This window comes from Paenibacillus sp. PvP094 (assembly GCF_040546835.1).
In the GTDB taxonomy this organism is placed as follows: Bacteria; Bacillota; Bacilli; order Paenibacillales; family Paenibacillaceae; genus Paenibacillus; species Paenibacillus illinoisensis.
Genome location: NZ_JBEPOM010000001.1, coordinates 5,865,442 through 5,889,950 on the forward strand (window position 1 = coordinate 5,865,442; position 24,509 = coordinate 5,889,950).

General features: G+C 46.7%; 18 protein-coding genes. 4 read left to right on the forward strand and 14 right to left on the reverse strand.

What is annotated here, in order from left to right:
• The 5 genes from ABIC22_RS26515 to ABIC22_RS26535 all read right to left on the reverse strand — a co-directional run bounded on the left by ABIC22_RS26515 (window position 1) and on the right by ABIC22_RS26535 (window position 6,057).
• Window positions 1-846: a carbohydrate ABC transporter permease gene (locus tag ABIC22_RS26515; protein WP_127536008.1), complete on the reverse strand. Its 846-nt coding sequence runs from the start codon at window positions 844-846 to the stop codon at window positions 1-3.
• Between the two features lie 22 nt (window positions 847-868).
• A complete protein-coding gene (locus ABIC22_RS26520; RefSeq protein WP_354485018.1) occupies window positions 869-1,750 on the reverse strand; it encodes a carbohydrate ABC transporter permease in 882 nt (293 codons plus the stop codon).
• A gap of 263 nt (window positions 1,751-2,013) precedes the next feature.
• On the reverse strand, window positions 2,014-3,327 hold the full coding sequence (locus tag ABIC22_RS26525) for an ABC transporter substrate-binding protein (RefSeq protein WP_354486109.1): 1,314 nt from the start codon (window positions 3,325-3,327) through the stop codon (window positions 2,014-2,016).
• A gap of 153 nt (window positions 3,328-3,480) precedes the next feature.
• Window positions 3,481-4,236, reverse strand: a complete 756-nt coding sequence (locus tag ABIC22_RS26530; protein WP_095358349.1) for a response regulator transcription factor — start codon at window positions 4,234-4,236, stop codon at window positions 3,481-3,483.
• Window positions 4,237-4,254: 18 nt separating this feature from the next.
• Complete coding sequence (locus ABIC22_RS26535; protein WP_354485021.1) at window positions 4,255-6,057, reverse strand: sensor histidine kinase; 1,803 nt, start codon at window positions 6,055-6,057, stop codon at window positions 4,255-4,257.
• A gap of 451 nt (window positions 6,058-6,508) precedes the next feature.
• Here ABIC22_RS26535 and ABIC22_RS26540 point away from each other — a divergent pair, with 451 nt between their 5' ends.
• Window positions 6,509-8,233: a cellulase family glycosylhydrolase gene (locus tag ABIC22_RS26540; protein ID WP_354485023.1), complete on the forward strand. Its 1,725-nt coding sequence runs from the start codon at window positions 6,509-6,511 to the stop codon at window positions 8,231-8,233.
• 127 nt (window positions 8,234-8,360) lie between these two features.
• Entirely contained in the window at window positions 8,361-9,260 is a 900-nt protein-coding gene (locus ABIC22_RS26545; protein WP_095358352.1) for a manganese catalase family protein, read from the forward strand.
• A gap of 71 nt (window positions 9,261-9,331) precedes the next feature.
• On the opposite strand, the gene ABIC22_RS26550 is transcribed toward ABIC22_RS26545, so the two are convergent.
• Window positions 9,332-9,721 (reverse strand): hypothetical protein, encoded by a 390-nt coding sequence (locus tag ABIC22_RS26550; RefSeq protein WP_127536012.1) that lies wholly within the window; start codon window positions 9,719-9,721, stop codon window positions 9,332-9,334.
• 487 nt (window positions 9,722-10,208) lie between these two features.
• Between ABIC22_RS26550 and ABIC22_RS26555 the strand changes: the two genes are divergently transcribed.
• Window positions 10,209-10,586: a hypothetical protein gene (locus ABIC22_RS26555; protein WP_127536013.1), complete on the forward strand. Its 378-nt coding sequence runs from the start codon at window positions 10,209-10,211 to the stop codon at window positions 10,584-10,586.
• A gap of 84 nt (window positions 10,587-10,670) precedes the next feature.
• On the opposite strand, the gene ABIC22_RS26560 is transcribed toward ABIC22_RS26555, so the two are convergent.
• The 3 genes from ABIC22_RS26560 to ABIC22_RS26570 all read right to left on the reverse strand — a co-directional run bounded on the left by ABIC22_RS26560 (window position 10,671) and on the right by ABIC22_RS26570 (window position 15,288).
• A complete protein-coding gene (locus ABIC22_RS26560) occupies window positions 10,671-12,635 on the reverse strand; it encodes a sucrose-specific PTS transporter subunit IIBC (RefSeq protein ID WP_354485026.1) in 1,965 nt (654 codons plus the stop codon).
• 26 nt (window positions 12,636-12,661) lie between these two features.
• Window positions 12,662-14,137: a glycoside hydrolase family 32 protein gene (locus tag ABIC22_RS26565; protein WP_354485028.1), complete on the reverse strand. Its 1,476-nt coding sequence runs from the start codon at window positions 14,135-14,137 to the stop codon at window positions 12,662-12,664.
• A 161-nt stretch (window positions 14,138-14,298) separates the two neighbouring features.
• Window positions 14,299-15,288, reverse strand: a complete 990-nt coding sequence (locus ABIC22_RS26570; protein WP_354485030.1) for a LacI family DNA-binding transcriptional regulator — start codon at window positions 15,286-15,288, stop codon at window positions 14,299-14,301.
• A gap of 540 nt (window positions 15,289-15,828) precedes the next feature.
• Between ABIC22_RS26570 and ABIC22_RS26575 the strand changes: the two genes are divergently transcribed.
• Window positions 15,829-16,908, forward strand: a complete 1,080-nt coding sequence (locus tag ABIC22_RS26575) for a bifunctional 3-deoxy-7-phosphoheptulonate synthase/chorismate mutase (protein WP_354485032.1) — start codon at window positions 15,829-15,831, stop codon at window positions 16,906-16,908.
• A 129-nt stretch (window positions 16,909-17,037) separates the two neighbouring features.
• Here ABIC22_RS26575 and ABIC22_RS26580 read toward each other — a convergent pair whose 3' ends face one another.
• The 5 genes from ABIC22_RS26580 to treR all read right to left on the reverse strand — a co-directional run bounded on the left by ABIC22_RS26580 (window position 17,038) and on the right by treR (window position 24,498).
• Window positions 17,038-18,711: a ribonuclease J gene (locus tag ABIC22_RS26580; protein WP_127536018.1), complete on the reverse strand. Its 1,674-nt coding sequence runs from the start codon at window positions 18,709-18,711 to the stop codon at window positions 17,038-17,040.
• A gap of 209 nt (window positions 18,712-18,920) precedes the next feature.
• Window positions 18,921-20,192 carry an L-rhamnose isomerase gene (gene rhaA / locus ABIC22_RS26585; protein ID WP_154893389.1) on the reverse strand — a complete coding sequence of 424 codons (1,272 nt, stop codon included), beginning with the start codon at window positions 20,190-20,192 and terminating at the stop codon, window positions 18,921-18,923.
• A 17-nt stretch (window positions 20,193-20,209) separates the two neighbouring features.
• On the reverse strand, window positions 20,210-22,279 hold the full coding sequence (locus ABIC22_RS26590) for a bifunctional aldolase/short-chain dehydrogenase (RefSeq protein ID WP_354485035.1): 2,070 nt from the start codon (window positions 22,277-22,279) through the stop codon (window positions 20,210-20,212).
• A gap of 255 nt (window positions 22,280-22,534) precedes the next feature.
• Window positions 22,535-23,515 (reverse strand): glycoside hydrolase family 5 protein, encoded by a 981-nt coding sequence (locus ABIC22_RS26595; RefSeq protein WP_354485037.1) that lies wholly within the window; start codon window positions 23,513-23,515, stop codon window positions 22,535-22,537.
• Between the two features lie 272 nt (window positions 23,516-23,787).
• A complete protein-coding gene (gene treR, locus ABIC22_RS26600) occupies window positions 23,788-24,498 on the reverse strand; it encodes a trehalose operon repressor (RefSeq protein WP_127536022.1) in 711 nt (236 codons plus the stop codon).
• Window positions 24,499-24,509: the final 11 nt, after the last annotated feature.

The following is a 24,509-nucleotide window of genomic DNA, read 5'->3' on the forward strand; positions in this document are numbered from 1 at the left end:
TCACCCTTTCACGGCAGAATTGGTCAAGCCCTGAATGATATAACGCTGCCCTATAGCAAATACAATGATCATGGGGATAATCCCCGCTGAAGCAGCAGCCATCATGCCATTATAATCCACCGTATTTTCCAATATGAAATTTTGCAGTCCCAGAGGTACCGTATACAGATTCTCGTCGATGAGAAACACAAGTGCATTCTCATAGTCGTTCCACTGCCAGGAAAAATCAATAATAGCCAGTGTGGCCAGTGCCGGCTTGGCAAGTGGCAAGATCAGGCGAAAGAATATGCGGAAATGTCCCGCTCCATCAATAAAGGCTGACTCGGATATTTCATTCGGAATGGACAGGAAGAACTGACGAAGCATGAACACTCCGAAAATGGTGAACAAACCAGGCAGGATCAATGCCAGATGTGTATTATAGATTCCCGCCCACTCAAACATGATGAACTTCGGAACGAAGAGCACTTGCGGCGGAATCATCATCATCGACAGATAGAGCAGAAACAGTGCATTCCGACCCTTGAAATCAATCCGGGCGAATCCGTATGCTGCAAAAGCGGAAAGAAATGTTGCGCCTACCATGCCAATGATGGATATCTTGAGTGAATTCAAATAATACGTACCGAAGCTTTTGGCACCGGACCATACTTTTTGATGATGCTCCCATGTCAGATTGGACGGAATCCACTCAATGGGATATTTGAAAACTTCCATAGGCGTCTTTAGAGAAGTGCTTATCATCCAAAGAAAAGGAATAATCATGACAATAGCCAGTGCCAGCATAATGATGGTGATGAACAAACTGCCAGGCTGCACAATGGATAGACGTTTTTTGAGTTCCATACTTCCCGTCCCCCTTTTTAGATTAGTAATGGACCCAGCGTTTTTGCCCTACCCACTGAAGAACAGTAATCAGCAGAATAATGGCGAACAGTGCCCAGGAGACCGTAGCGGCGTATCCCATGTCGTAATAACGAAACGCATTCTGGTATACATACAGAGACAGGATGGTTGTACTATTACCAGGTCCCCCCTGTGTTGTGGCCTGAATGATTCCGAACGTTTTGATAGCCATGATCAGTCCGGTAATTAGCAGCAGAAATGTGGTTGGACTTACCAGAGGCCATATGATTCTGCGCAAAATCTGAAGCGGTCTGGCTCCATCGATCTTGGCTGCTTCCAGCAGCTCAGATGACACTTCCTGTAAGGCAGCAAGGTAAATAATCATGTTGTAGCCCAGCATAAACCAGATCCAGATGATATCGATGGCGTACATGGAGGTGGTTGTCGTGGAAAGCCATCCCGGTGGGTTATCTACGCCAATACTGCGCAAGAAACCGTTGATTGGTCCCTGATTGGGCTGAAACAGCAGCATCCAGACAAATGCCACAGCTACTCCGCTCGTGATATAAGGCATAAAGTACAACCCGCGCAGCAGCTTTTTCAGATAGATCTTTTGATTCAGGATGACGGCTACAATAAAACCAAGCACAATCGAGACAGGTACGGCGAGCAAAAATATCAGGGTATTACGCAAGGATAGAAAGAACAGCGGGTCTTTCATCAATCGCTTGATATTGTCCAAGCCTATAAACGTCATATCTGGGTTCATAAATTTGTAATCCGTAAACATGAGACCAAAAGAGTAGATGGCCGGGATCAGGAAAAAAAGCAGAACTCCCAGCATGTTTGGACCGACAAAAATATATCCCAGCATGCGCTGTCTTCTCATCCAGTTGTTATGCATTGTTCTTCGCCTCGTTTCTTCCAGGGATAACCCAAGTCTACCAACCCGGCAATGTTCCCATAAGTAACAAATCCACCTTGTTCATAAAACAGAATGATGCAAAAAATGCTTTGCCACAGGCGGTCCGATCATTCAAAAACATCAATTTGTTCTATTCTGCAAATGCCTATCCATCCGCTGTCAAAACAAAGAGACTGCCACCATAAATCTGGAGCAGTCTCGATATTTCAACCTTTCGGAGTACACGAATGATGTTGCTCTTTTTATTTGGCCGTCTTGAGATAATCATTATGTCTGGAAACCATTGCGGAGATCGTTGTATCCAGATCCTGTACGCCCAGAAAATACTTTTCGTACTCCTGCGCTCGCAAATCCATCACTTCCTGAGGCACAGTCCGGACATAGGTTGGCGTTTGATAATTAAACATGACATACATGAGTGACTCCAGATCATACGTATCTTTCTTGTCTCCAAGCATGCTCTCCAGCGCCTTATCCTGATCTGCATCCTTGGAAGCTGGGAATCGTCCTCCCTCAGCCATTGGGGCCATGCCGCCATCCGCATACCACTTCAGAAATTCCCAGGCTGCTTCCTGATGTTTCGATTTGGCATTAATGGAGATGTAATCTCCCAGTCCACCTCGCATGACATAGCCTTCCTTATCTTCAGACAAACGCGGTACCGGTGCGAAGGCGATGGTGAAATCCCGCGGGTAATCGGTAAAATTGTTCGAGCTGCGGAGAAGCCATGCCCCAATGTTAAGCATAGGTACTTCCCCGCTCAGAAACATCTGCTCCACAGGCATTTTCGATGTCAGCTGCTCTCCGAGCGGCGGTGTCGTTTTATCCTCAGCCATCATGGCATTCAGGGTTTCCAACCACTTTCTCACCATGGGATGATCCAGGTTAGACGTTCCGTCTGCCTTGATATACCCTTCCTGTGACAGGACGGAATCCATCGAATCAACGAACGGTTCTGTGTTTTGAATGAACCCATATCCACTATCATTTTTTAGCTTTTTCGCATATTCTCTCATCTCATCCCAGGTCCAGTCCTTCGGAACAGGCAGATTGGCCGCATCGAGTGCTTCCTTGTTCAGTGCCACGAAATAGGTGCTCTTCGTGGTAGGGACACCATAATACTTTCCGTCAATTTTCCAGCCCTCCGCATCAGGACCCATTTTCTCGTCGATGTTGTAGTCGGTGAAGGAACTCAGGTCAGCAGCAGCACCGGATGCCACCCTCTTGGCCGTATGGGAAATCGTATAGTTCACAAATAAATCCACATCCTGACCTGTCATGATGGCCGTATCCAGTTTAAGATTGCCTTCATCATCATTCACATAACGCACATATTCAATCTGTGTTTCGGGATGCTCCTTGTTCCACACATCGATGACTGCCTGCGGCCCCGCTTCAGGCGGTACGCCTCCCCACATTTTCAGTTTGACTGTATCACCCGAATTGTCAGACGCACCGGTCTGAGCATTGGAACCTGAATCATTGGAACAACCTGCGATCATGCCCACAACAAGGACAAGTGATACCATTCGTGCAACCAAGCCTTTTTTTCTCACCAAGAGACGACCCCCTCGTAAATTCTGGATTGAAGTTTGCAACTTAAGGATAGCAAATGAGTGAGAATGGTCGTAAGTAACAGAATCATGATTGCCATGGAACAGAAATACACATTTGAAACCGTTATCATCCTTCAGTCAAATCATTTTGTTCTATTTCTGATGACGATATTGACTCGGGGTTGTACCCGTCATTCGTTTAAAGATTTTGATAAAATAATTATCGTTCATAAAACCGACCTGGTGGCCAATCTGGTTCACAGGCCAATCGGTATCCGTCAGGTACTCGATCGCTTTGTTAATTCGTGTTCGATGCAAATAATGAATCAGCGTCTCCCCGGTCTTCTTTTTAAACAGGGCACTCACGTAGTTTTCACCCATCATGACGTAACGTGCGAGGAACTTCAGTGTAATATCCTGATCATAATGCTGTTCAATGTATTGGATGATCTTATTCACTTCCGGATGCGTAATTTTCTCCTTGGGCGCTGTGGATGCGGGACGAATGGCTCGCTCTTGTGGCACCCCGTTATTCGATAATTCCTTGCTCACCTTAACAAGGGTTTCCCGCAAATCCTTCACACTCATCGACAACTTCAGAATGTAATTAGAGGCGCCATATTCCATGGCCTGCCGCATGGATTCAAAATCGCCCATACATGTCAGCATGACAAATTTGGATTGGATGCCAGCCTTCCTTGTTTCCTGAAGTAACATTAGTCCGTCCATCTGCGGCATGACAATGTCACACAGAACAAGATCCGGAGGGTCCTGCTTAATCATTGGTAACGCTTCCAATCCATTGCTTGCTTCTCCGGCTAGCGTGAACCCCATGTCCTCCCAACGAATGATCTCCTTCACAGACTCCCGGACGAATGTCTCATCTTCCACCAGTAATACTTTCCACATTGTAGTCCCTCCATTCCGTTAATCCTCGTCATTCTTGTTGCCCAGGTTTTGGTTCGCATATGGTTCGGACAGCAAAACAGGCAGATGAATCCGGCACAATGTCCCCTGTTCCAACGAGATCACCTCGAGCTCGCCTTTGTCCTTGAATAGAAGTCTTAGTCGCTCCCTGATATTCTGCAGCCCAATACTCGGTCTCTGACGACCCTGCTCCCTGTTATTCTTCGAATGATCCATTCCTACCCCGTTATCCTCGACCTCCAGCGTTAAACGATCAGGCACAGCTGGATTTCTAAACATCCGGATCTGTATCCTGCCTCCCTCTGCCATATTGCCAATCCCGTGGCGAATCGCATTGTCAATCAATGGCTGCAGACTGAGCTTGGGAACCAGAGCATATAGCAGCTCTTCGTCATAACTGAACTCTATGTCAAACACATTTCCATATCTGACTTGTTGGATATACAGAAAAGCTCGCGTCAGATCCATTTCATCGCGAAGGAGAATGAGATCCACATCTGAATTGAGGCTGGTTTCCAGCAGTTTACCGAGTGAAAGACATATTTCCACCGTTTCTTCGTTCCCGTTCCGCAGGCCAATCCATTTCAGTGTATTGAGCGTATTGAGCAGAAAATGTGGATTCATCTGAGCTAGAAGCATCTGAAAATGGACGGCATCCTTCTGCCTTTCTTCAGCACGAAGCTGTTGAACCAGTCGGTTCATGTCTACCATCATCGTATTGAAGGTCCGTGTAAGATCCAGCACCTCTCCCCGGTGATTCTCCTCTGGCAGCCGAATGCGGAGATCCTTGCCAACCGCTTCTTTCATCTTGACCTGTAGACGGGATAACGGCCTTGTAAATGTATAAGCAATCATGAAAGCAATAGCAATAAAAAGGGCCGTAATGGCATAAAAAGTTGCGAAATAATGCTTCTTCAGGCTTTCAATCTCACCAAACAGCAATTGTAAGGGAATACGGTTTATCATATACCAATCCAGTGAAGGCAGATAACTATAGTTAATGAGTGACTCACTTGACTTGTCAGTCCAGTATCCATTACTAGGCTCGCGGGAAACCTCCCGAATAACTTCACCGGGCAGCTTAGATTCGGAGTTGGAACGAGCAATCACTTCGCCCTGGCGGGTCATGATAAAGTAGAGCTGGTCACTCTCGGACTTCTGCAATACAGACTGAAACCAGTAGGAGAAATCGATGCTGATTCTTGCCAGTCCGTATGTATTGTTATTCCGGTCACGGAGTTTGGCGTACAAGGATAACAGGGTTGGGCTCCTGGTCACATCACGGGATACGTAATTCTCATCGTTCGATGTCCACACATATGAGGTTCCGCTATCCTGAAGGGCCAAGAAGGAACGATCCGAGGCAACGGTATCATAATCTAGCGGGACCTTGGGCTGATATGAAGTGTAGATATGCCCGTCTTCGTCGAGCAGCGTAAAATAAACCGATGGATTGTAGAGAAAAAAGCTGTTATTCAAACCTTTGAATTTGTCCTCCATACGCTCCTTGTTGTCCAGGACGTTGCGCTCGCCAGGATTTTGCAGAATTCGGCGAACCTCGGAATCCTGTTCCAGGAAGATCAATGTTTTGAAAGCGATACTGAGCTGATCTTCCAGCGACTGGTGAAGATTATCCAGCTGTTCATGACTCTGTTCACTGATCTTCTGCTGCACAAGCGATTCAATTTTTTCGTAGTTGTACAAATTGAGAATACTGAATGGAAGCAGAATGACTAGAGCGAACCCTGCAAACAAACGGTATTTGAGCTTGTGGGGGATCATCCATCCCAGCCACTTCCGCATATGAACCGACTCCTTTTGCTGCCCTCTGGTGAACTTATTATATCACCCTGTTAATACAGCTGGATGGCTGATTTTGCTAACGATATCTTCATTTTAAAGAACCCTGCACTCCAGTCATAGAAACATATCTCTCATTGCATAGAACATATCTACACATTAAAGCCCGCTTCTCTTCGAAAACTCATGCTTTCATATACGAATAGTTCATTCATTCTAGTATTCGTGTAATGGATCACTAATTTACAACTGATTTCTGTTCCAATTGTGAGGGTATTCGCTTCTTTTATTCTATGTTATATTAACATCTACGAAAACGCTTTCAATACATATTCTGGAGGTGATCCTTTCTTCGTAAACCCTGTCTGGACTGTTTTATAACTGAGCTTTTTCTCCATCTGAGCAAGCATAATTCATCAGTTCAACTATTCCAAGAATGAAGGAGACACTGTTAATGAAGAAAAATCGTAAAAATGTTCTATCCCTCACACTGGTCACCGCACTGATTCTGTCTCTGTTCTCTTCTGCCATGGCCTCTGCAGCTCCTGATCACAAAGGCAAGCCAAGTAAACCTGCTGCCCCAACCAAAATCCAGTCCTACGTCAGCGCCATGGAACCGGGCTGGAATTTGGGTAATTCGCTCGACGCTGTGGGCGAAGATGAGACGGCCTGGGGTAACCCGCGGATTACCAAGGAACTGATCAAGCAGATTGCGAAGCAAGGTTATAAGAGCATTCGCATTCCTGTGACCTGGGAAGCCCACATCGGCGACGCACCCGACTACACCATCGATCCTGCCTACATGAACCGTGTACAGGAAGTTGTGGATTGGGCACTCGATGCCAATCTCTATGTCATGCTTAACATCCACCATGATTCCTGGCGATGGGTCAGTTACATGGAGAAGGATCATGATCCTGTGCTAGCACGCTATAATTCCGTATGGACCCAGATTGCGAAACAATTTAAAAATGCTCCTTCCAAGCTGATGTTCGAAAGTATTAACGAGCCCCGTTTCACAGAAGGCGGAACAACAGATGCCGCAGTCGGGTACCGTATGCTCGATGAGCTTAATACTTCTTTTCATCAAATTGTAAGGTCTTCTGGCGGAAACAACAAGACACGTCCACTCGTACTCCCGACAATGCACACCTCATCCGCACAAGCCGATCTGGATGCATTAAATGAGACGATCACGAAATTAAACGATCCTAACATTATTGCGACAGTTCACTATTATGGCTTCTGGCCATTTAGTGTGAACATCGCTGGTTTTACCAAGTTTAATGAAGAAGTGCAAAAAGACATCACGGATACATTCGATCGTGTATACAACGCTTTTGTAGCCAAAGGTATACCAGTTATTGTTGGTGAATATGGCTTGCTGGGCTTCGACCAGCATACCGGTGTCATCGAACAAGGTGAGAAACTGAAATTCTTCGAATTCGTTGGACAGTATCTGCGTCAAAAGAAGATGACTACCATGCTGTGGGATAACGGGCAGCATTTCAGTCGTACAAACTATACTTGGTCTGACCCTGATCTCTATAATACGATGAAAGCGAGCTGGAAAGGTCGTTCGTCCACAGCCGAATCCGATCTGGTCCATCTCAAAAAAGGAGCAGCCGTTCAAGATCAAACGATCCGCTTGAATCTGAATGGAAACACCTTCAAATCCCTGGCTAACGGTAACAAGAAACTGTCTAAAGGCAAGGATTACACGATTAAGGATGACGTGCTGACTCTTAAATCCAGTCTGTTAACCAAACTGACCGCTTCCGGCAATCTTGGTGTCAATGCGAAGCTTACGGCGAAATTCAATAAAGGCGCCGACTGGAACCTGAATATCATTACGTATGATACGCCTGTGCTGGGCGATGTTACAGGAACTACCGATTCTTTTGCAATTCCAACCACGTTTAACGGAAACCAGCTGGCCACGATGGAAGCGACGTATGCCACCGGAGGTAACGCCGGGCCGCAAAACTGGACATCCTTCAAGGAGTTCTCTTACACCTTTAGCCCGGATTATAGCCGCAATATCATTGAACTGAAACCAAACTTCTTCAACGAAACGAATGATGGTGAGGTTATTCTCAAATTCCACTTCTGGAGTGGCGAGGTGCTCACCTATAAAATAACGAAGAACGGTACCAGTGTCGTTGGTCAAACGTCTTAAGTCACAAATGCGAACGTTCTGTTCAGAGCAAGGCTCTGACAGAACGTTTTTGTTTTGACCAAAGTCCGAATAACGTACAAGTCATGCCTCATACCTTTACAGTAATTTGGCTTGAGGAGGCAAAATCATGTTTAAACGGGTAGACCGCCTTGCAATTGAACTGCCGATCTCCAATAACCCGGACCCCAATGGAGCAAGCGCAGTCCAGGAACTGCTTGGTGGAAAGTTCGGCGAGATGTCCACGTTAAACAACTATATGTTTCAATCCTTCAACTTTCGGGGCAAAAAAAAGCTGCGTGCCTTTTATGACATTGTGGCAAGTATTACGGCTGAAGAATTTGGTCATGTGGAGCTTGTCGCCAATACCATTAATCTGATGCTGGTTGGCACTACTGCTCCGGGAGACCCTGACACCACCCCGCTTCGTGCAGGTAAGGATGCTCGTATCACTTCACATTTCATTGAATCGGCTCAGACAGCGCTCCCCTTTGATTCCATGGGTAGACCCTGGAACGGTTCATATGTCGTGAACAGCGGCAATCTGATCTTCGACCTGCTGCATAATTTTTTCCTCGAATGCGGTGCACGTACCCACAAGATGAGAGTGTACGAGATGACGGATCATCCAACTGCCCGGGAGATGACCGGTTATTTGCTCGTTCGTGGCGGCGTACATATTCTTGCCTATGCCAAAGCGCTGCAGATTGCAACCGGCGTTGATGTGACCAAGATGTTCCCTATTCCACGCCTGGACAATAAGGTGTTTGACACGACCCGGAAATGGGAAGCCATGGGCGAACATCGCAGGCTTTACACTTTTAGTGACAAGGACTATCAGAACATCGCCCAGATCTGGAAAGGCACACATCCGACAGATGGCGGAAAACTGGAGGCATTCGCAGGGCTGCCCGGACACAGTGGCGCTATTCCCGATCTGCCGGACCTGCCGGAAGAATTCGCCCCTGGCGTCTCTGCGGAAGATCTGTTACAGATTGCAGAACGGCTGAAGCGGCAAGCAGGGTTGTAATGCTGAACGTATGTCAAGCGGTCATCTCATTATTCGAGATCACCGCTTGTTATTTTTGTCTGACCTTCCTATTACAAAACAAACGATATATCACCGCTTCGGCTGTGTATGACATATGAGGCTCCCAACCCGCGGTAAACCAGCTGAACAGGACTCAGGCTGCTTGTAACCACATAAAGCCGCTGCGGGCACCAGCTATGGCATAATTGAATGTCCTGACAGCACTCTGGCAGATTTCTTTCAAATACAAAGGCATGTTTGACCGCCCAATCTAAAGCAATGGGCGTCTTGTCTGCCGAACCAGAGTGATAGAGGCGATACACAGAGATCTTACCGATCAATTCAGTCAGCTGCTGTTCCTCTTCTGCATTGTGGACAAGCACGATTACATCCATCCCCCTCTTCAGCAATAAACGAACAAACTCCATTCCTGCTGAGCTCTGTCCCGTTGAAACTAACATTACAGCGTCCTCCGACATCGTGCTCCCTCACCTTCGTCTCCACGCCAGCAAGAATATCCTCGCATGGTATGAGCGAATCATAGTCCTGTAATCGCAGGGCTGCAAGGCAGTAAGGGAACAATTTACTGCGTAAATCAACCATTTCTGGCGAAACTCAAGTTCATTTTAACCATTATCTACTCCTGGCTTCATCTAGCTTCAGTTTATCGTGGAGCGAATGAGCTAATGAAATAAACAGATGTAATCAGCAAAAATAACAGACTGATCCCGATTTAATCGCTTACATCACGGAAATATCCACCCGCAAGCACTTAAATGCTGTAAATAAAAGATCCCCAACATTTTACTTCATCGTCACTCAGCCGTAACATAAACCAAAGGTTGAAGAACTTAAAGTCGCATTCATTCGATGGAGGTTGGTGGCGTGTTTCCGAGTTGTGAACTCATAAATCAAATAACAATAAACCATGAAATGAAGATTACTTCCATGGAAATCATTCGGTACGATATGCGAAAGCTGCCGTTACTCCCTCATGAACATTCAGACAGCTACTGCGGCTTGTTCAAAATTTCATGTGGAGGCATTCACGGATTTGCAGAATTTAGTTTACCGAGAGGTTCAGAGCCCGCCGATCTGGTCAAATGGGCTTCGGTATTCGGAGGGTTAAAAGGGCTGGAACCGAAGCAAGCTATCCATTACATCACCGAGCACCAAAGTCTGTGGGGAGAGGTTCGTGCTCATTTTCTTCTAAAATGCCTAGACAATCTGATCTTCAATCTGGAGAACTGCGGAAATTTGCATATGAGCCAGGAACAGGTGCGTGCCTTTTTGATAGAATATGCACTCACCTATTATTCGTTTTAATACACTTGTTACATGAATGAATAGCAAAAAAAGCAGGCAATGAGTCTGGTCAAATTCATCAGCTCTCTCTGCCTGCTTTGTTCATTATTGTTTAAACTTCACAACAAGGATGTTGTCCCCGTTCGCCTGTACACTGCCAATCTTGGCCGTCTGCACTTCTTCTATCATTTCATTTCCGTTCGGGATCAGAACGGGAGTGATGAGTGGCAGCCCCGCAGCCTGAATGGCGTTCATGTCAAACTCAATCAATAATTGTCCAGCGGTAACTACATCTCCGCTTTGGACATGAGCGGTAAATCCCTCTCCCTTTAGACCAACGGTATTGATTCCAACGTGAACAAGCATCTGCAGGCCAGTCTCATGCTCCAGAATGACAGCGTGTTTACTCTTGTTCATCACATGGGCTACGACGCCATCAAAAGGTGCAAACACCCTACCCTCCGTAGGCTCAATGGCAATCCCCTCACCCATATGCTTCTCTGAAAATGCAGGATCAGGTACGTTGGCCAATGCCACCGCTGTACCGGTCATCGGCGAAGCAATCTCCAGCTTATCCACCTGGGGCCGATATACCGCTGCTTGATTGGTCCGATCATCCGTACCTGCGGTTTGGACAGCCGAAGGATCACTCTCATTTCCACTGTTCGTTATCTCATCTACAGCAAGCGGCTGATCCTTGTAACCGAAGAACCAGGTTAATGCAAAGGCCACACCCACAGCAACCACATTAACAAGAATGTACAGGGGCAGCTGACTGTTCAGATACAGCAATGTACCGGGAATCACCGTTACGGCCATGCCCGTACCCTTCAGATGGAACAAGGATGCGAGAAAACCACCGACACCGCCACCAATCAGTCCCATAACGAACGGTTTCATGAAGCGCAGGTTTACCCCAAAAATGGCAGGTTCGCTGATTCCGAGAAACGCAGACAAGGACGATGGTAGAGCCAGAGCCTTGAGTTTTGTATTTTTTGTTTTTAATCCTACGGCTAAACAAGCGGCTCCTTGTGCAGCCATCGCAGAAGTTACAATGGCGTTGAATGGATTATAACCTGTTTTTTCCAGCAGCTGGATTTCCAAAAAGTTAAAGATATGATGCACACCGGTAACGACAATAATCTGATTGAAGAAACCAATAATAATTCCGGCAATACCGAATGGAAGGTCAAGAACAGCTGTCGTCCCATGCAGCACCCACTCTTCAAGCGAATGAAAGACGGGACCGATGGCAAAGAGTCCCAATGTAATCATAACCGTTAGTGTGATAAAAGGCGTGAGGATCAGGTCCAGCGCCTCCGGCACGCGTCTTCTCAGAACCTTTTCGAACTTCGCTCCAATAAGTCCCACGAAAAATGCAGGTAAAACGGATCCCTGATAGCCTACAACGGGTATAAATCCAAACATGTACAATGCTTGAGCCGATCCATCTGCCACAGAATAAGCATTCGGCAGTGCCGGATTGACAAGCATCAGTCCGAGCACAATCCCGAGCACAGGGCTGCCGCCAAATACGCGGAATGCAGACCAGGCCACCAGTGCAGGCAGGAATGCGAATGCAGTGTCCGTCAGTACTTGAGTAAACAACAGGAAATTGGGCGAAATGTCCTCAGGGGTTGCACCGAACAAGGACAGAATTTCATTCTGGGTAAGCAATCCGCGCAGCCCCATGAACAACCCTGTAGCCACCAGTACAGGAATAATAGGTACGAACACGTCTCCGAACGTGCGGATTGCTCGTTGAAATGCATTGCCTTCCTTTTTTCCCTGATTCTTCACGTCTTCCTTGGAGGTACCTTCGATTCCGAGCTTCTCGACCTCTTCAAAGATCCGGTTCACGGTACCCGTCCCGAAAATAATCTGATACTGTCCGGAATTGAAGAAGGCACCCTTGACCTTGTCTATATTCTCGACCTGCTTCTGATCGATTTTCTCTTTGTCATTCACCATAATGCGAAGACGTGTCGCGCAGTGGGCAAATGATGCGATGTTATCTTTGCCCCCTATGGCTTGAATGACTTCCTTGGCTATTTGTTGGTTATCCGACATGGTATTTCATTCCCCTCACCTGATATCTAGTAATCCCATTTGGTCGCTTTAAACTCAGCCTTGCCTCCACTCGCAAAAAAGCGAATTCCCGTACTTTCGGGGCTTGGGAAAATTCGGCTTGTGAATACCTCTTCCCCATCATTGACAAAGATTTCAACCGATGACGTATCTACAAACAGTTGTAACTTGATCCGATCTCCGTTTAGCGTGCACTGGCGTACCGTGCCATTCATGCCCCCCATTGGAGCACCTGATAAGGTTCGGTCCAGTATCAACTTTTGCTGAAGACGGTCGTATTGCAAAACGGTCTTTTCTTCACCGCCTGTTCGAAATTCAATCCCGAATCGTTCAGCATCAACATGACTGATTTCACATTCCAGCTCATAGGCAGTGCCGTTGAATGCAGCAACACTTTCAGATCTATTCTCAAGTGTCGTTTGATAACGGTGTCCCTCGGATTGTTGACGCAGCTTCTTCATCTCATCTACAGGCTGCTGTATGAGTTTACTGTCTTTCAGGGACAACTGGCGCGGGATCGTAAGGCAATGTGCCCACCCGCTCGCATCGGTTGGATACTCCACATCCGGAAGTCCCATCCATCCAATCAATATGCGTCTTCCGTCCGGAGCTTCCATCGATTGTGGCGCATAGAAATCGAACCCGCGATCCAATTCCTGAAAATGATCATGATCAAACTCTCTCGTCTGTAGATTCAATGGCTCACCAATCAGGTAACCTGACTGAAAAATGTTGTTGTACAAATCCCCGTCACCTTCGATACCCTGCGGTGAAAAAAGAAGCACGCCTCTACCATTCATCTCAAAGTAATCCGGACACTCCCACATATAGCCGAATTGGGAGAGATGCGTCTGGATCTCACCCAGAAACTCCCACACTGTGAGGTTGGATGATCGATACAACACCGCGCATCCTGTCATGTCTGTCCGCTGTGCTCCGATTACACAATAATAGGTATCCCCATCCTGCCAAACCTTCGGGTCCCTGAAATGTTCTGTATACCCGGACGGTACTGACGATATAATCGGCTGCTCGGCTTTCACAACTGAACCGCTTTCATTCATGACCGCCAAGCATTGATACGGATGTCTGATCCATGCTTCATCCCTGGTGTTGCCTGTGTAGAGCAGGTGCAGCTTGTCACCCTTGACAATGGCACTTCCTGAGTAAGCCCCGTGCGAATCGAATGTATCACCGGGACGGATGCCAATGCCCACCTGCTCCCAGTTCACAAGATCTGTCGAGCGAACATGATACCAATATTTCATTCCGTGCTCTGTTCCCAGAGGAAACCATTGATAGAAAAGATGATAGTGTCCTTGGTAATATGAAAATCCGTTAGGATCATTCAGTAAGCCCGTAACAGGTTGAATATGATAGGATTGTCTCCACGAGCAAGCGGAAATCAATGCTTTCAGTTTATCAATCTCTCCTTCTTCCGCCTGCTCAATGAATCGGTAGCGCTGCTCTCTGGTCATTTTCATAACATATCTCCTAACCTTGCCCAAAATCATTACATTAAAGAGGAACCGGTTCCAACGCAAATAAAAAAATAATTCCACGGCATAAAGCCAAAACCGTTATTCCAATTCGAATATCTCAAACGAATGGAACCGGTTCGATGGAATTATCATAAAGGATAAGTTTATACGTTGTCAACGCTTTCTCGGGGAATCAATTCCACATCAAGTATAGTTTGCTTCTCTACCGGCTCACCTGTAACCTGACGAATCATATGGCTCGCAGCCAGTTTACCGGCTTGCAAATAATGAAATTTCACTGTTGTCAGCGCCGGATGAATCATTTCCGTGATATCGTATCCGCCAAATCCGGCTACCGACAATTCATGGGGTATTTGTATCTTGTTAGAGAAAGCTGTCTTCATTACACCCAGTGCGATGTTATCCGTGGCACCAACAATGATGCTCGGTTTATTGTCCCGAAGAATGGCTTCTGCTGTAACGATCGCTTCGGACATTTTGAAGCTTGTCTCGTAGTAAGTAACATCACACCCACTCCCGCCATATTCGGCGATGGCACGCTGGAATCCCTGTCTACGATGTATGCCGACGGCCTGGTCCCTCTCCGTTACACCAATATAAACAATCTGGCGGTGCCCCTTCTCCACCACATATTTGCCCATATCGTATCCGGCCTGGTCATCGTTGTGAACCAAACTATGCAGACGTTCATGCTGTTGTCCCACCAACAACACCGGAATGCCAATCTCTTCGACTGCCTTCAGATGTGCTTCAGTTACTTCAGCGGCAAGCAGAATAATGCCGGATACCTTCTGCCTTGCAAAATCATAAATGGCGTCTATCTCGCGGTGCATATCCTGGCTTGTATTGGCAATCAACATCTGGTACTGATTGGTTCTTAATTCCTCATCTATGCCGATAAGCGTCTGTGAAGTTGCAAATGAGTCCAGCCGGGGGACGACTGTTCCGATAATACTGGTTTTCTTCGCTTTGAGACTCTGAGCAAAGGTATTTGGTACGTAATTATATTGTTTGATAATGCGCTCAATCTTCTGGCGTGTGTCTTCACTGACCGAACCGCCATTAAGAAAACGGGAAACGGTGCTTTTGGCCACGCCGGCCAGTTGAGCGATATCAGATATGGTTTTGTTCATAGTTACTCCTCTTGTGTACAGCTTAAAAATGAAAATGGATAATGCACCCTTCTTATTATACTTGGTTGATGTCGATGTGGCGAATATCATTGTGCTGCAGTACAGCGTTATTGATGTGCGGCATCACTTCAATTCATTGCATGCAGAAGGTGTACATGCTAGTATAACTTCAATTCATATCGTGCACGATGGAATATTAACATATCAATAAACAATTACAGGCTATGACGGAAAGAGTAAGCGGAATCTGGCGTTGATTACAGGGACGTGGTGCCAAAGACTGAGAGCACCCGAGGCAACCATCCGCCGAAGTTCACTCCCGAGCCGATTGCTGAAAAGTGGCTTCTTCAAGAGTCAGCTTCTAGGACAATCCGTTCCTTGCGTTAAAAGGTCAAAGTGAGATTCGGCATGCCTGCAATCAGGCTGAACCGTTTCTAATTAGGGTGGTACCACGGCTTCTTCGTCCCTTGCGGATGAAGGGCTTTTTTTGTTTTTCAATAAAATGAATTCATATCCAACGTAACGGAGGAGTGGTTGTAAATGGACGAGAACAAAACCTTGGAACAATTACGAAGCCGATTAAATGAGATTAATCATGATCTGCTTCACTTACTATCAGAGCGGGCGCAAATCACACAGGAAATCGGTCAGATCAAGGAAAAACAGGGCGTTCCCAAGTTTGACCCCGTTCGTGAGAATGAAATGCTGGAAGAATTGACGACAGCCAATCCTGGGCCTTTCCAGGATGATGCCATCAAGCTGTTGTTCAAGCAGATCTTTCAGGCTTCGTTGCATTTACAGGTTGACGAACACAAGAAACAGCTTCTCGTCAGCCGTAAAAACCAGCAGGAGGATACAATCGTCTCCATTGGTGACATTCAGGTTGGCGCGGGCAAACCAATCATGATTGCCGGACCTTGTTCCGTGGAGAGTTACGAGCAAGTCCGGGAGGTTGCCAAGGCTTTGAAAGAAGCCGGGATTTCGGTTATGCGCGGCGGAGCGTTTAAACCACGCACCTCCCCATATGATTTTCAGGGATTAGGGATTGAAGGACTGAAAATTCTGAAGGAAGTAGCTGACGAGTTTGGTCTCAAAACGATCAGTGAGATTGTGCATCCAGGCCATATCGAGCTGGCAGCGGATTATATTGATGTGATCCAGATCGGTGCCCGAAACATGCAAAACTTTGAGCTGCTCAAAGCAGCGGGCGACGCTCGTATTCCGATTTTACTTAAACGGGGGTTGGCAGCAACCATTGATGAATTCGTGCATGCTGCAGAGTATGTCGTGTCCCGTGGGAACAAACAAGTCATGCTGATTGAACGAGGAATTCGCACTTATGAAAAAGCCACACGCAATACCCTTGATATCTCTGCCGTGCCTATTCTAAAACAGGAAACCCATCTTCCCGTGCTGGTGGATGTAACCCACTCTACTGGACGCAAAGATATTCTGGCTCCATGCGCCAAAGCTGCCCTTGCGGCTGGTGCCGACGGCGTTATGGTGGAAGTGCATCCCAATCCAGCGGTAGCGCTATCCGATAGTGCGCAGCAGTTGAACATCGAACAATTCCATCAGTTCCTCTCCTCCGTGAGACAATCCGGTTTATTGAAGGATTAATAGTCGCAGAAGATAGTGACCCGTATTCTTTAAAGCAAGCAAAAACAAACAAAAAGCCTGAAGGAGTAGCCTATTCATCATCAAATATGAATGAGCATTCCTCAGGCTTTTTCTTATTCTAACCATTTTTCATACCTCTATGATAATAGGCAGGATCATCGGTCTTCGTTTCGTCTGGGCATAAATGTAATGTCCGATCTCGTCCTTAAGCTTTCTTTTGATGACATTCCACTGGTTCACTCCGGCTCCGGTCAGTTCTTCCATTCTGGATAGTACCAATCCATGAATTTCTCGCATAAATTCCTCCGAGTCTTTTACAAACACAAATCCTCTGGAAATAATCTCGGGAGATGTGACCATTTGCTTCTCCGTTTTGCTAAGTGTCGTCACAATGACAAGCATACCGTCTGAAGATAACTGTCTGCGATCCCGAAGCACAATATTACCTACGTCCCCCATAATCAAGCCGTCAACCAGACTGTTGCCTGAAGCGATTTTGGGACCCGGTGATGCTACGCCGTCCTTGTACTGAATCATGTCTCCATTATTTACGATAAATACGTGATCCGGATCGATGCCAACCGATTCAGCCAGCAATCTGTGCTGGTACAGCATGCGGAATTCGCCGTGGATGGGAACCAGATAATCCGGCTTCATCAGTGTCAGCATCAGCTTCAGCTCTTCCTGACTGCCATGCCCCGAAACATGCATGCCCCCCGACCCGCTCGAACCATATAGTACTCTTGCTCCCAGTACATACAGGTTATCAATAACGTGGGCTAAATTGCGTTCGTTGCCCGGAATTGCTCCTGCCGCAATAATGACGGTGTCACCTGCTGCCACTCTCACGTGAGGGTGCTTACCTGTCGCGAGCCGGGACAGCGCAGCCATAGGTTCACCTTGGCTTCCCGTACAGAGAATAACCACTTGTTCAGGAGGAAACTGATCCGCATCAATCGCTTCAATCAGCAGGCCGTCAGGAACATCCAGGTATCCGAGTTCACTAGCAACAGATACGACATTAACCATACTTCTGCCCAGCAAGGCCAGTTTGCGGCCGGTCTCAAAGGTGGCATTCACAATTTGTTGGACCCGGCTGACATTGGAAGCAAAGGTGGAGATGAATATTTTTTGCCTGGCTCGAATAAATGCATCCAGAATGCGATCCCCTACAACACGCTCAGAAGGTGTAAATCCAGGTCGTTCGGCATTTGTACTCTCGGACAGCAGCAGATGAACGCCCTGTTTACCAATCTCGGCCATTCGATATAGGTCAGGATAAGGTCCATTTACCGGTGACATGTCGAACTTGAAATCGCCGGTATGTACCACATTTCCACCAGGTGTCCGGAAGAATACCCCCAGGCAGTCCGGGATGCTGTGGCTCGTTGCAAAAAAGGAAACGTCGATATCCCCCAGCTTAACAGTGGAGTGAGCATCGATTGTATGAAGATCTGCGGTTCGCAGCATGTTATGCTCTTTCAGTTTCAGTTCAATCAACCCTCGGGTAAGCCTGGATGCATATACGGGGATATTCATTTGTTTCAAAAAATAAGGTATGCCCCCGATGTGATCTTCGTGCCCATGGGTAACAACAAGCGCTCTTACCTGGTCCAGATTCTCCAGCAAGTAGGAGACGTCCGGAATAATGAGATCGATGCCTGGCAAGGTCTCATCCGGAAATTTGGAACCACAATCGATGACGATAATATCCTTGTTGTACTGAATAATGTACATGTTCTTACCAATTTCGTTTACGCCGCCAAGTGCAGCGACATACAACTTATTGTGGGCTAGATTCAATTTGAAGCATCCTCCTTTTCGTTTTGCTGCAGTAACTGGGCTATTCTACAAGCCTGTTTATGTAGTTGTAGTATGTTATTTCTCAGTTCACTTATGCATCGTGAATGATCGTCACGCCAAAAAGCCCGCAATGGAACACTGGCTCCACTACGGACTTTTATCAGTTTAGGATAAAGTAATTAATACAAAATTCCTTTTATAAGAACAAGTTAAACGAGCGATTTACCACGCTGCAGCAAAACATCTTCTTCATAGGTCTTAATCTCGGAGATCCATTTCTCGCGAACAGGCACTCCCTGCTGGGCACAATAATAATCCCAGATGGCACCAAATGGATAGGATTTGAATTCTTCGGTCAGCGCAAGCCGTACCGTATAATCACCTTGCAGCTCAGCGGCTTTTAGTGCATCCACCGGTTCCAGCATGGCACGCAGCAAAGCTTTGATCGTGTTGCGCGTACCGACAACCCAGGCGGCTACGCGATTGATGCTGGCATCGAAGAAATCGAGGCCCACATGCGTCGTTGGTAACAGGTCATGACGAACAAGTTCGCGTGCAATTTCCAACAGCTCATCGTCCATAATGACGACATGGTCACTATCCCAACGCATTGGACGGCTCACATGCAGCAGAATGCCACTAGTAAAGAGCGCAAGGGAAGACAGCTTGTTGGAGATGACCTCTGTGGGATGGAAGTGGCCTGCATCCAGGCAGATCAAAGTATCATTTTGCAATCCATATCCCATATAGAATTCGTGTGATCCAACCACGTACGCTTCCGAACCAAGGCCGAACAGTTTACTCTCAACCGCGTCCAGATTATGCTTCGGATCAAGCTTCTCTGCAAATACTTCATCCAACGAATCCTTGAGGCGTTTGCGCGGTGTCATGCGATCAACCGGATTATCCTTAAACCCGTCTGGAACCCAAACGTTCGTTACGCACGTCTGGCCCAATTGTTCGCCGAAATAAGCGCCGATGCGACGAGACGCCTTGCAGTGATCAATCCAGAACTTGCGGATCTCCGGATCAGGATGACTCAGTGTGAATCCGTCGCTTGATTTCTCATGAGAAAAGCACGTCGGGTTAAAATCAAGACCCAGCCCCTGCTCCCTCGCCCATTGCACCCATTTCTCATAATGCTTGGGCTCAATCTGATCCAGCTCCACTTTTTCATCCGTATCGGTGTAGATTGCATGCAGATTGACCTTATGCTTCCCTGGAATCAGCGAAAAGGCTTGTTCCAGATCTGCCCGAAGTTCAGCAGGAGTGGTTGCTGCTCCCGGATATTGACCTGTAACGGAGATGCCTCCCGTCAACTCTCCATCCTGGTTTAAAAAGCCTTTCACATCATCGCCTTGCCAGCAATGCACAGATACCTTGATCTCTGCAAGTTTCTCCAATACCTCATCCGTATCAATTCCATGCTGGGCATATAACAATTTGGCTGCTTCATACGCTTGCTTGACTTGGTTATCCATTCGCAGAAACCCTCCTCTTAACGTGTAAATGCTGCCGGTACACCGCCATCGATGGTCATCATGCATCCGGTTGTTTTCTCGGATTTGGAAGAAGCAAAGAAGGCAATACCTTCCGCAATATCTTTCGGATAAATATTCACGAGCAGTGTCGTACGCTTGCGATAGTACTCTTCCAGCTGATCGGGCTCAATCCCGTACGCCGCTGCACGTTCGTTTCTCCAGGAACCATTCCAGATCGCAGACCCTTGCAGAATCGCGTCAGGGAGTATTGTATTGACACGAATGCCATATTCGCCGCCTTCAGCTGCAATACACCGTGCAAGATGAGCTTCAAGTGCTTTCGCCGAGCTGTAAGCCGACGCACTTTTACCGGCATAGACCGAGTTTTTGGACCCGATGAAGACCATACTGCCGCCAATCCCCTGCTGTTTCATCAGCTTGAACGCTTCACGGGCAACGAGGAAATATCCGGTACCCAGCACATTCATGTTGAGGTTCCATTCCTTCAGGGAGGTTTCGTCAAATGGACTTGATGTGGCAAGACCCGCATTGTTAACGATAATGTCCACACCGCCATATTTTACAGCCACTTCAGCATACGCCGACTGCACGGCTTCCTCATCGGTTACATCCATTTTTAGCGCATATGCGCGATTCGCACCATATTGGTCATTGATTTCCTGGGCTACTTTTTGAGCGCCTTCCAGGTTCAGGTCAGCCAGAACGACGTGAGCTCCCTCGGATACCAGCCTGCGTGCAGTCTCGCTGCCAATTCCGCCGGCGCCACCTGTAATAAACGCCACTTTCCGGGAAAATTCCGTCTCAGCCGGTGCAAGGGACAATTTATACAATTCAAGCGGCCAGTATTCTACATTGTAGGACTCATTCGCACTTAGCGATACGAATTTACCCAGGCTCGTCGCACCCCGCATGACGGCAATCGCACGGTGATACAGTGCTCCGCTTACTTGGGATAGCGCCCAGCTCTTGCCTGTGTTGATCATACCCACACCCGGGATGAGAATAACGCGAGGAGCTGCTTCAAACATGACATCGCCTTCGTTTTTGTTGCTTTCAAAGTACTGTTTGTACTGCTCTTTGTATGCAGCTACGCCTTCAGTCAGCTTCGCTTTCAGACCATCAACATCCTCAGCGTCCGGCGTCCAGTCGATGAACAACGGAACGACTTTGGTATGTACCAGATGATCCGGGCAAGCCGCCCCCACCTGTGACAGCTCTGGTGAATTGGCTCCACCGACAAAAGCAAGTACATCGTCCTGATCGTCATAGGACAAGATCATTTTTTTGCTATCCGATACGGAACCGCGAAGCGTTGGCATGATTTTGGCTACAATCTCACGCCGCACTTCAGCAGCAAGCGCTGGATGTTTAACGCCACCAAACAGACTTCCTTCATCCACACGAGCTTCAATGAACGCTTCAGCCTCATTGATAATCTTGATGGTCTGTGCGTAACATTCCTCGGATGTCTCTCCCCAAGTGACGAGTCCGTGCTTCTCCATCAGAACCAGTTCAGCATTCGGATTCGCGAATACGCTTTCAGCAATCATCTTGGATAACGTAAAACCTGGGCGAACATATGGGACCCACACAAACCGATCTCCATAAATCTCTCGCGCCAACTCTTTGCCGTTATCTGCACAACACAGACTGATTATCGCATCCGGATGCGTGTGGTCCACATGTTTGTAAGGAAGAAAGGCATGCAGCAAGGTCTCGATCGAGGCACGCGGGTGCTTGGAATCGATCATGCAATGACCCAAATATTCAACCATCTCTTCATCCGTCATCGATTCTCGTTCAATCAGGGGACGAATGTCTTCCAGAGCCAGGCCTGTAAAATGCTTCGCTTGCATCGAGCCCAGGTCGGAGCCGCTTCCTTTCACGTACATAACTTCTACATCGCGCCCACGAAAATCCTTCACTGTTGTTTTGGTAGATGTATTTCCACCATAAATGTTGCATACACTGCGGTCTGCGCCAATCAGATTGGATCGGTAAACCAGCTGCTCAAGTCCCGTTGTTTGCTCAGATGCCTGTGAAGAATTCCATAAACTCTGTACCATTCATTTCCCTCCGATAATGTTTGTTTTATTCCTAATCAGAGTTTATCATCTTTGTTTTGTTTTGAAAACAAAAGATTTTAAATATAAACGGAAATAATCAAAAGATCGTTATCCTTTAATGCGTTTAATCAAAAGACACCCTGACGTTGCCGTCAGAGTGTCAAGAATGCAGTGAAAAACCAATAGAGTTTCAACATTCAGTTTAAACTTCAACCATCCTTACCGAACAATATCGATTGAAAATAGGTATAGATTTTAAAAGATTCCCGCTTTTTGGGAAGTGTTTTTAATCCCGTAAGTATCATTGACAACCGTATTACCATAGCTCGTCAAGATGCCGTTAGGTCCTGTTGCCAAATCAAGATAGTTTAGTCCAGAGCTATTACCGTACCAAGACCATGCAAGCCATCCTACCCCTTTTTCCTGACCATATTTCATGATTGCATATTCATCGACATCTCCATTGGTGTGATAACCTCCGAATTCCCCAATGATTAACGCCAGCCCCTTGTTCAGCACATTTTCCATATTGGATTTGACGGTGGCCGCATCCTTGCCTGCATACTCATACATGTGAATGGAAAACACCGTATTTTTCTGTGAATCCGCGGCGAATACGCTTTGTCCGTAATCGACGATCGATTGAGGATACTGACCCCAGCCTGCTGCATCTACAATTAAGGTATTTTTAATACCCGCTTCTCTTAATTTTGGAATAGCCTTTTTGTACCCGTCAGCCCAGGCGCTGCCGTTCCATGTTCCGTACCACTCGTTTGCAATATTTACAATAACCCGATCTTCCTTCCCGATCAGTGCTTCCTTGATGCTGATCCAGTAGTTGACCGCTGCATCCAACGAATTGTAGTCATCTTTTCCTGTGGCATCGTGTACCTCAAGGACAGCAATCATCTTGTTTGCGTTTACGACATTAATGATGTTTTTTACGGAATTCAGATCATCTTTGGTGTATTGTGTACCGTTCGACAGAACAATTCGTACCGTATTGGCACCCGTTTTTGCAATCGCAGGGATAGCCGTGTTCAGATCATTTTTGAACCAGGAGTGCCCATGATTGATACCCCTCATGTAAAATGGTTTACCCGTAGAATCGTACAGTTTGCCTCCATTCACGTAAAAACCTGAAGCTGCTGCGGCTTTGGGAGCCGCGCTCCCCAAAATGACAAACATCAGTGCTGCAATGACTGTTAAGATTGTACCCTTTTGCAACTTGGCCATGGCATATAACCTCCTGAGTTTTTTATATTTCAATTAACCCTGCACAAGACAACAGGTTAACTAAAATCAAATTTATCAACTAATAAAGAAAGTTATAAAAATGAATAATTTTAAATATTCCGTTCACAATTTACCTTATCGTTTAAGTTATGAGATTATAATAAAATGAAAACGCTTACCAGTCAACTCATTCTTAACTCTTTATGGAAAAAAAAAGAAACACCCGTCCAATGATGAAGAAGCGGACAGGCATTTCTATTGATCCATTACAGTTATTTACGCCTTGCAAAATCAACAAACCTGAATTTGTCCGGACGGTGCCGGGATTCCGTAAACTGAAAAGGACTCGCATCCTCCAGGTAGACCTGGCTGCGTACAACGACCACATTGTGGAAGCCTTCCAGATCCATCAGTCTTCGATCTTCTTCGGTAGGCTCTTCCACCAAGATCTCTTTCTTTGCAAAAGAAATGGACAATCCAAGCTGATCCTCAATGTACTCATAAATGGAATCATTACATATCTCTTTGTTTAATCCCGGGACAAGACGTTGACTGATATAGTCCTTGTCCAGAATGACACGTTCTCCATCCACATTTCTTACACGCACGATTTTCCACACTTGTTCGCCCATCCCAAAATGAATGGTTTTAAACAAGGCCTGATCTACCTTCAGTTCCTCTAATTCCTCAACATGCGTTCTGGCCCGCTGTCCCATTTTCTTGGCCAGTTCCTTGAAGCTGACCAGTCCCGAAATGGGAAAATCAATCTTGCGGATATCCAGTACAATGGATCCCTTGCCCTGAATTTTCTGAATGTAACCTTCTTCATACAGCATTTTCAGTGCTTTGCGTATCGTCTCTCTGGACGTCTGATAGCTTTCGGACAAATCAAGCTCCGATGGCAGAAGCGAACCTGCCTCGATCTCTCCCGTCCGAATATGAGCTGCGATATCTTCGTAGATTCGGATAAACTTGTTATTCATCATTCATCACC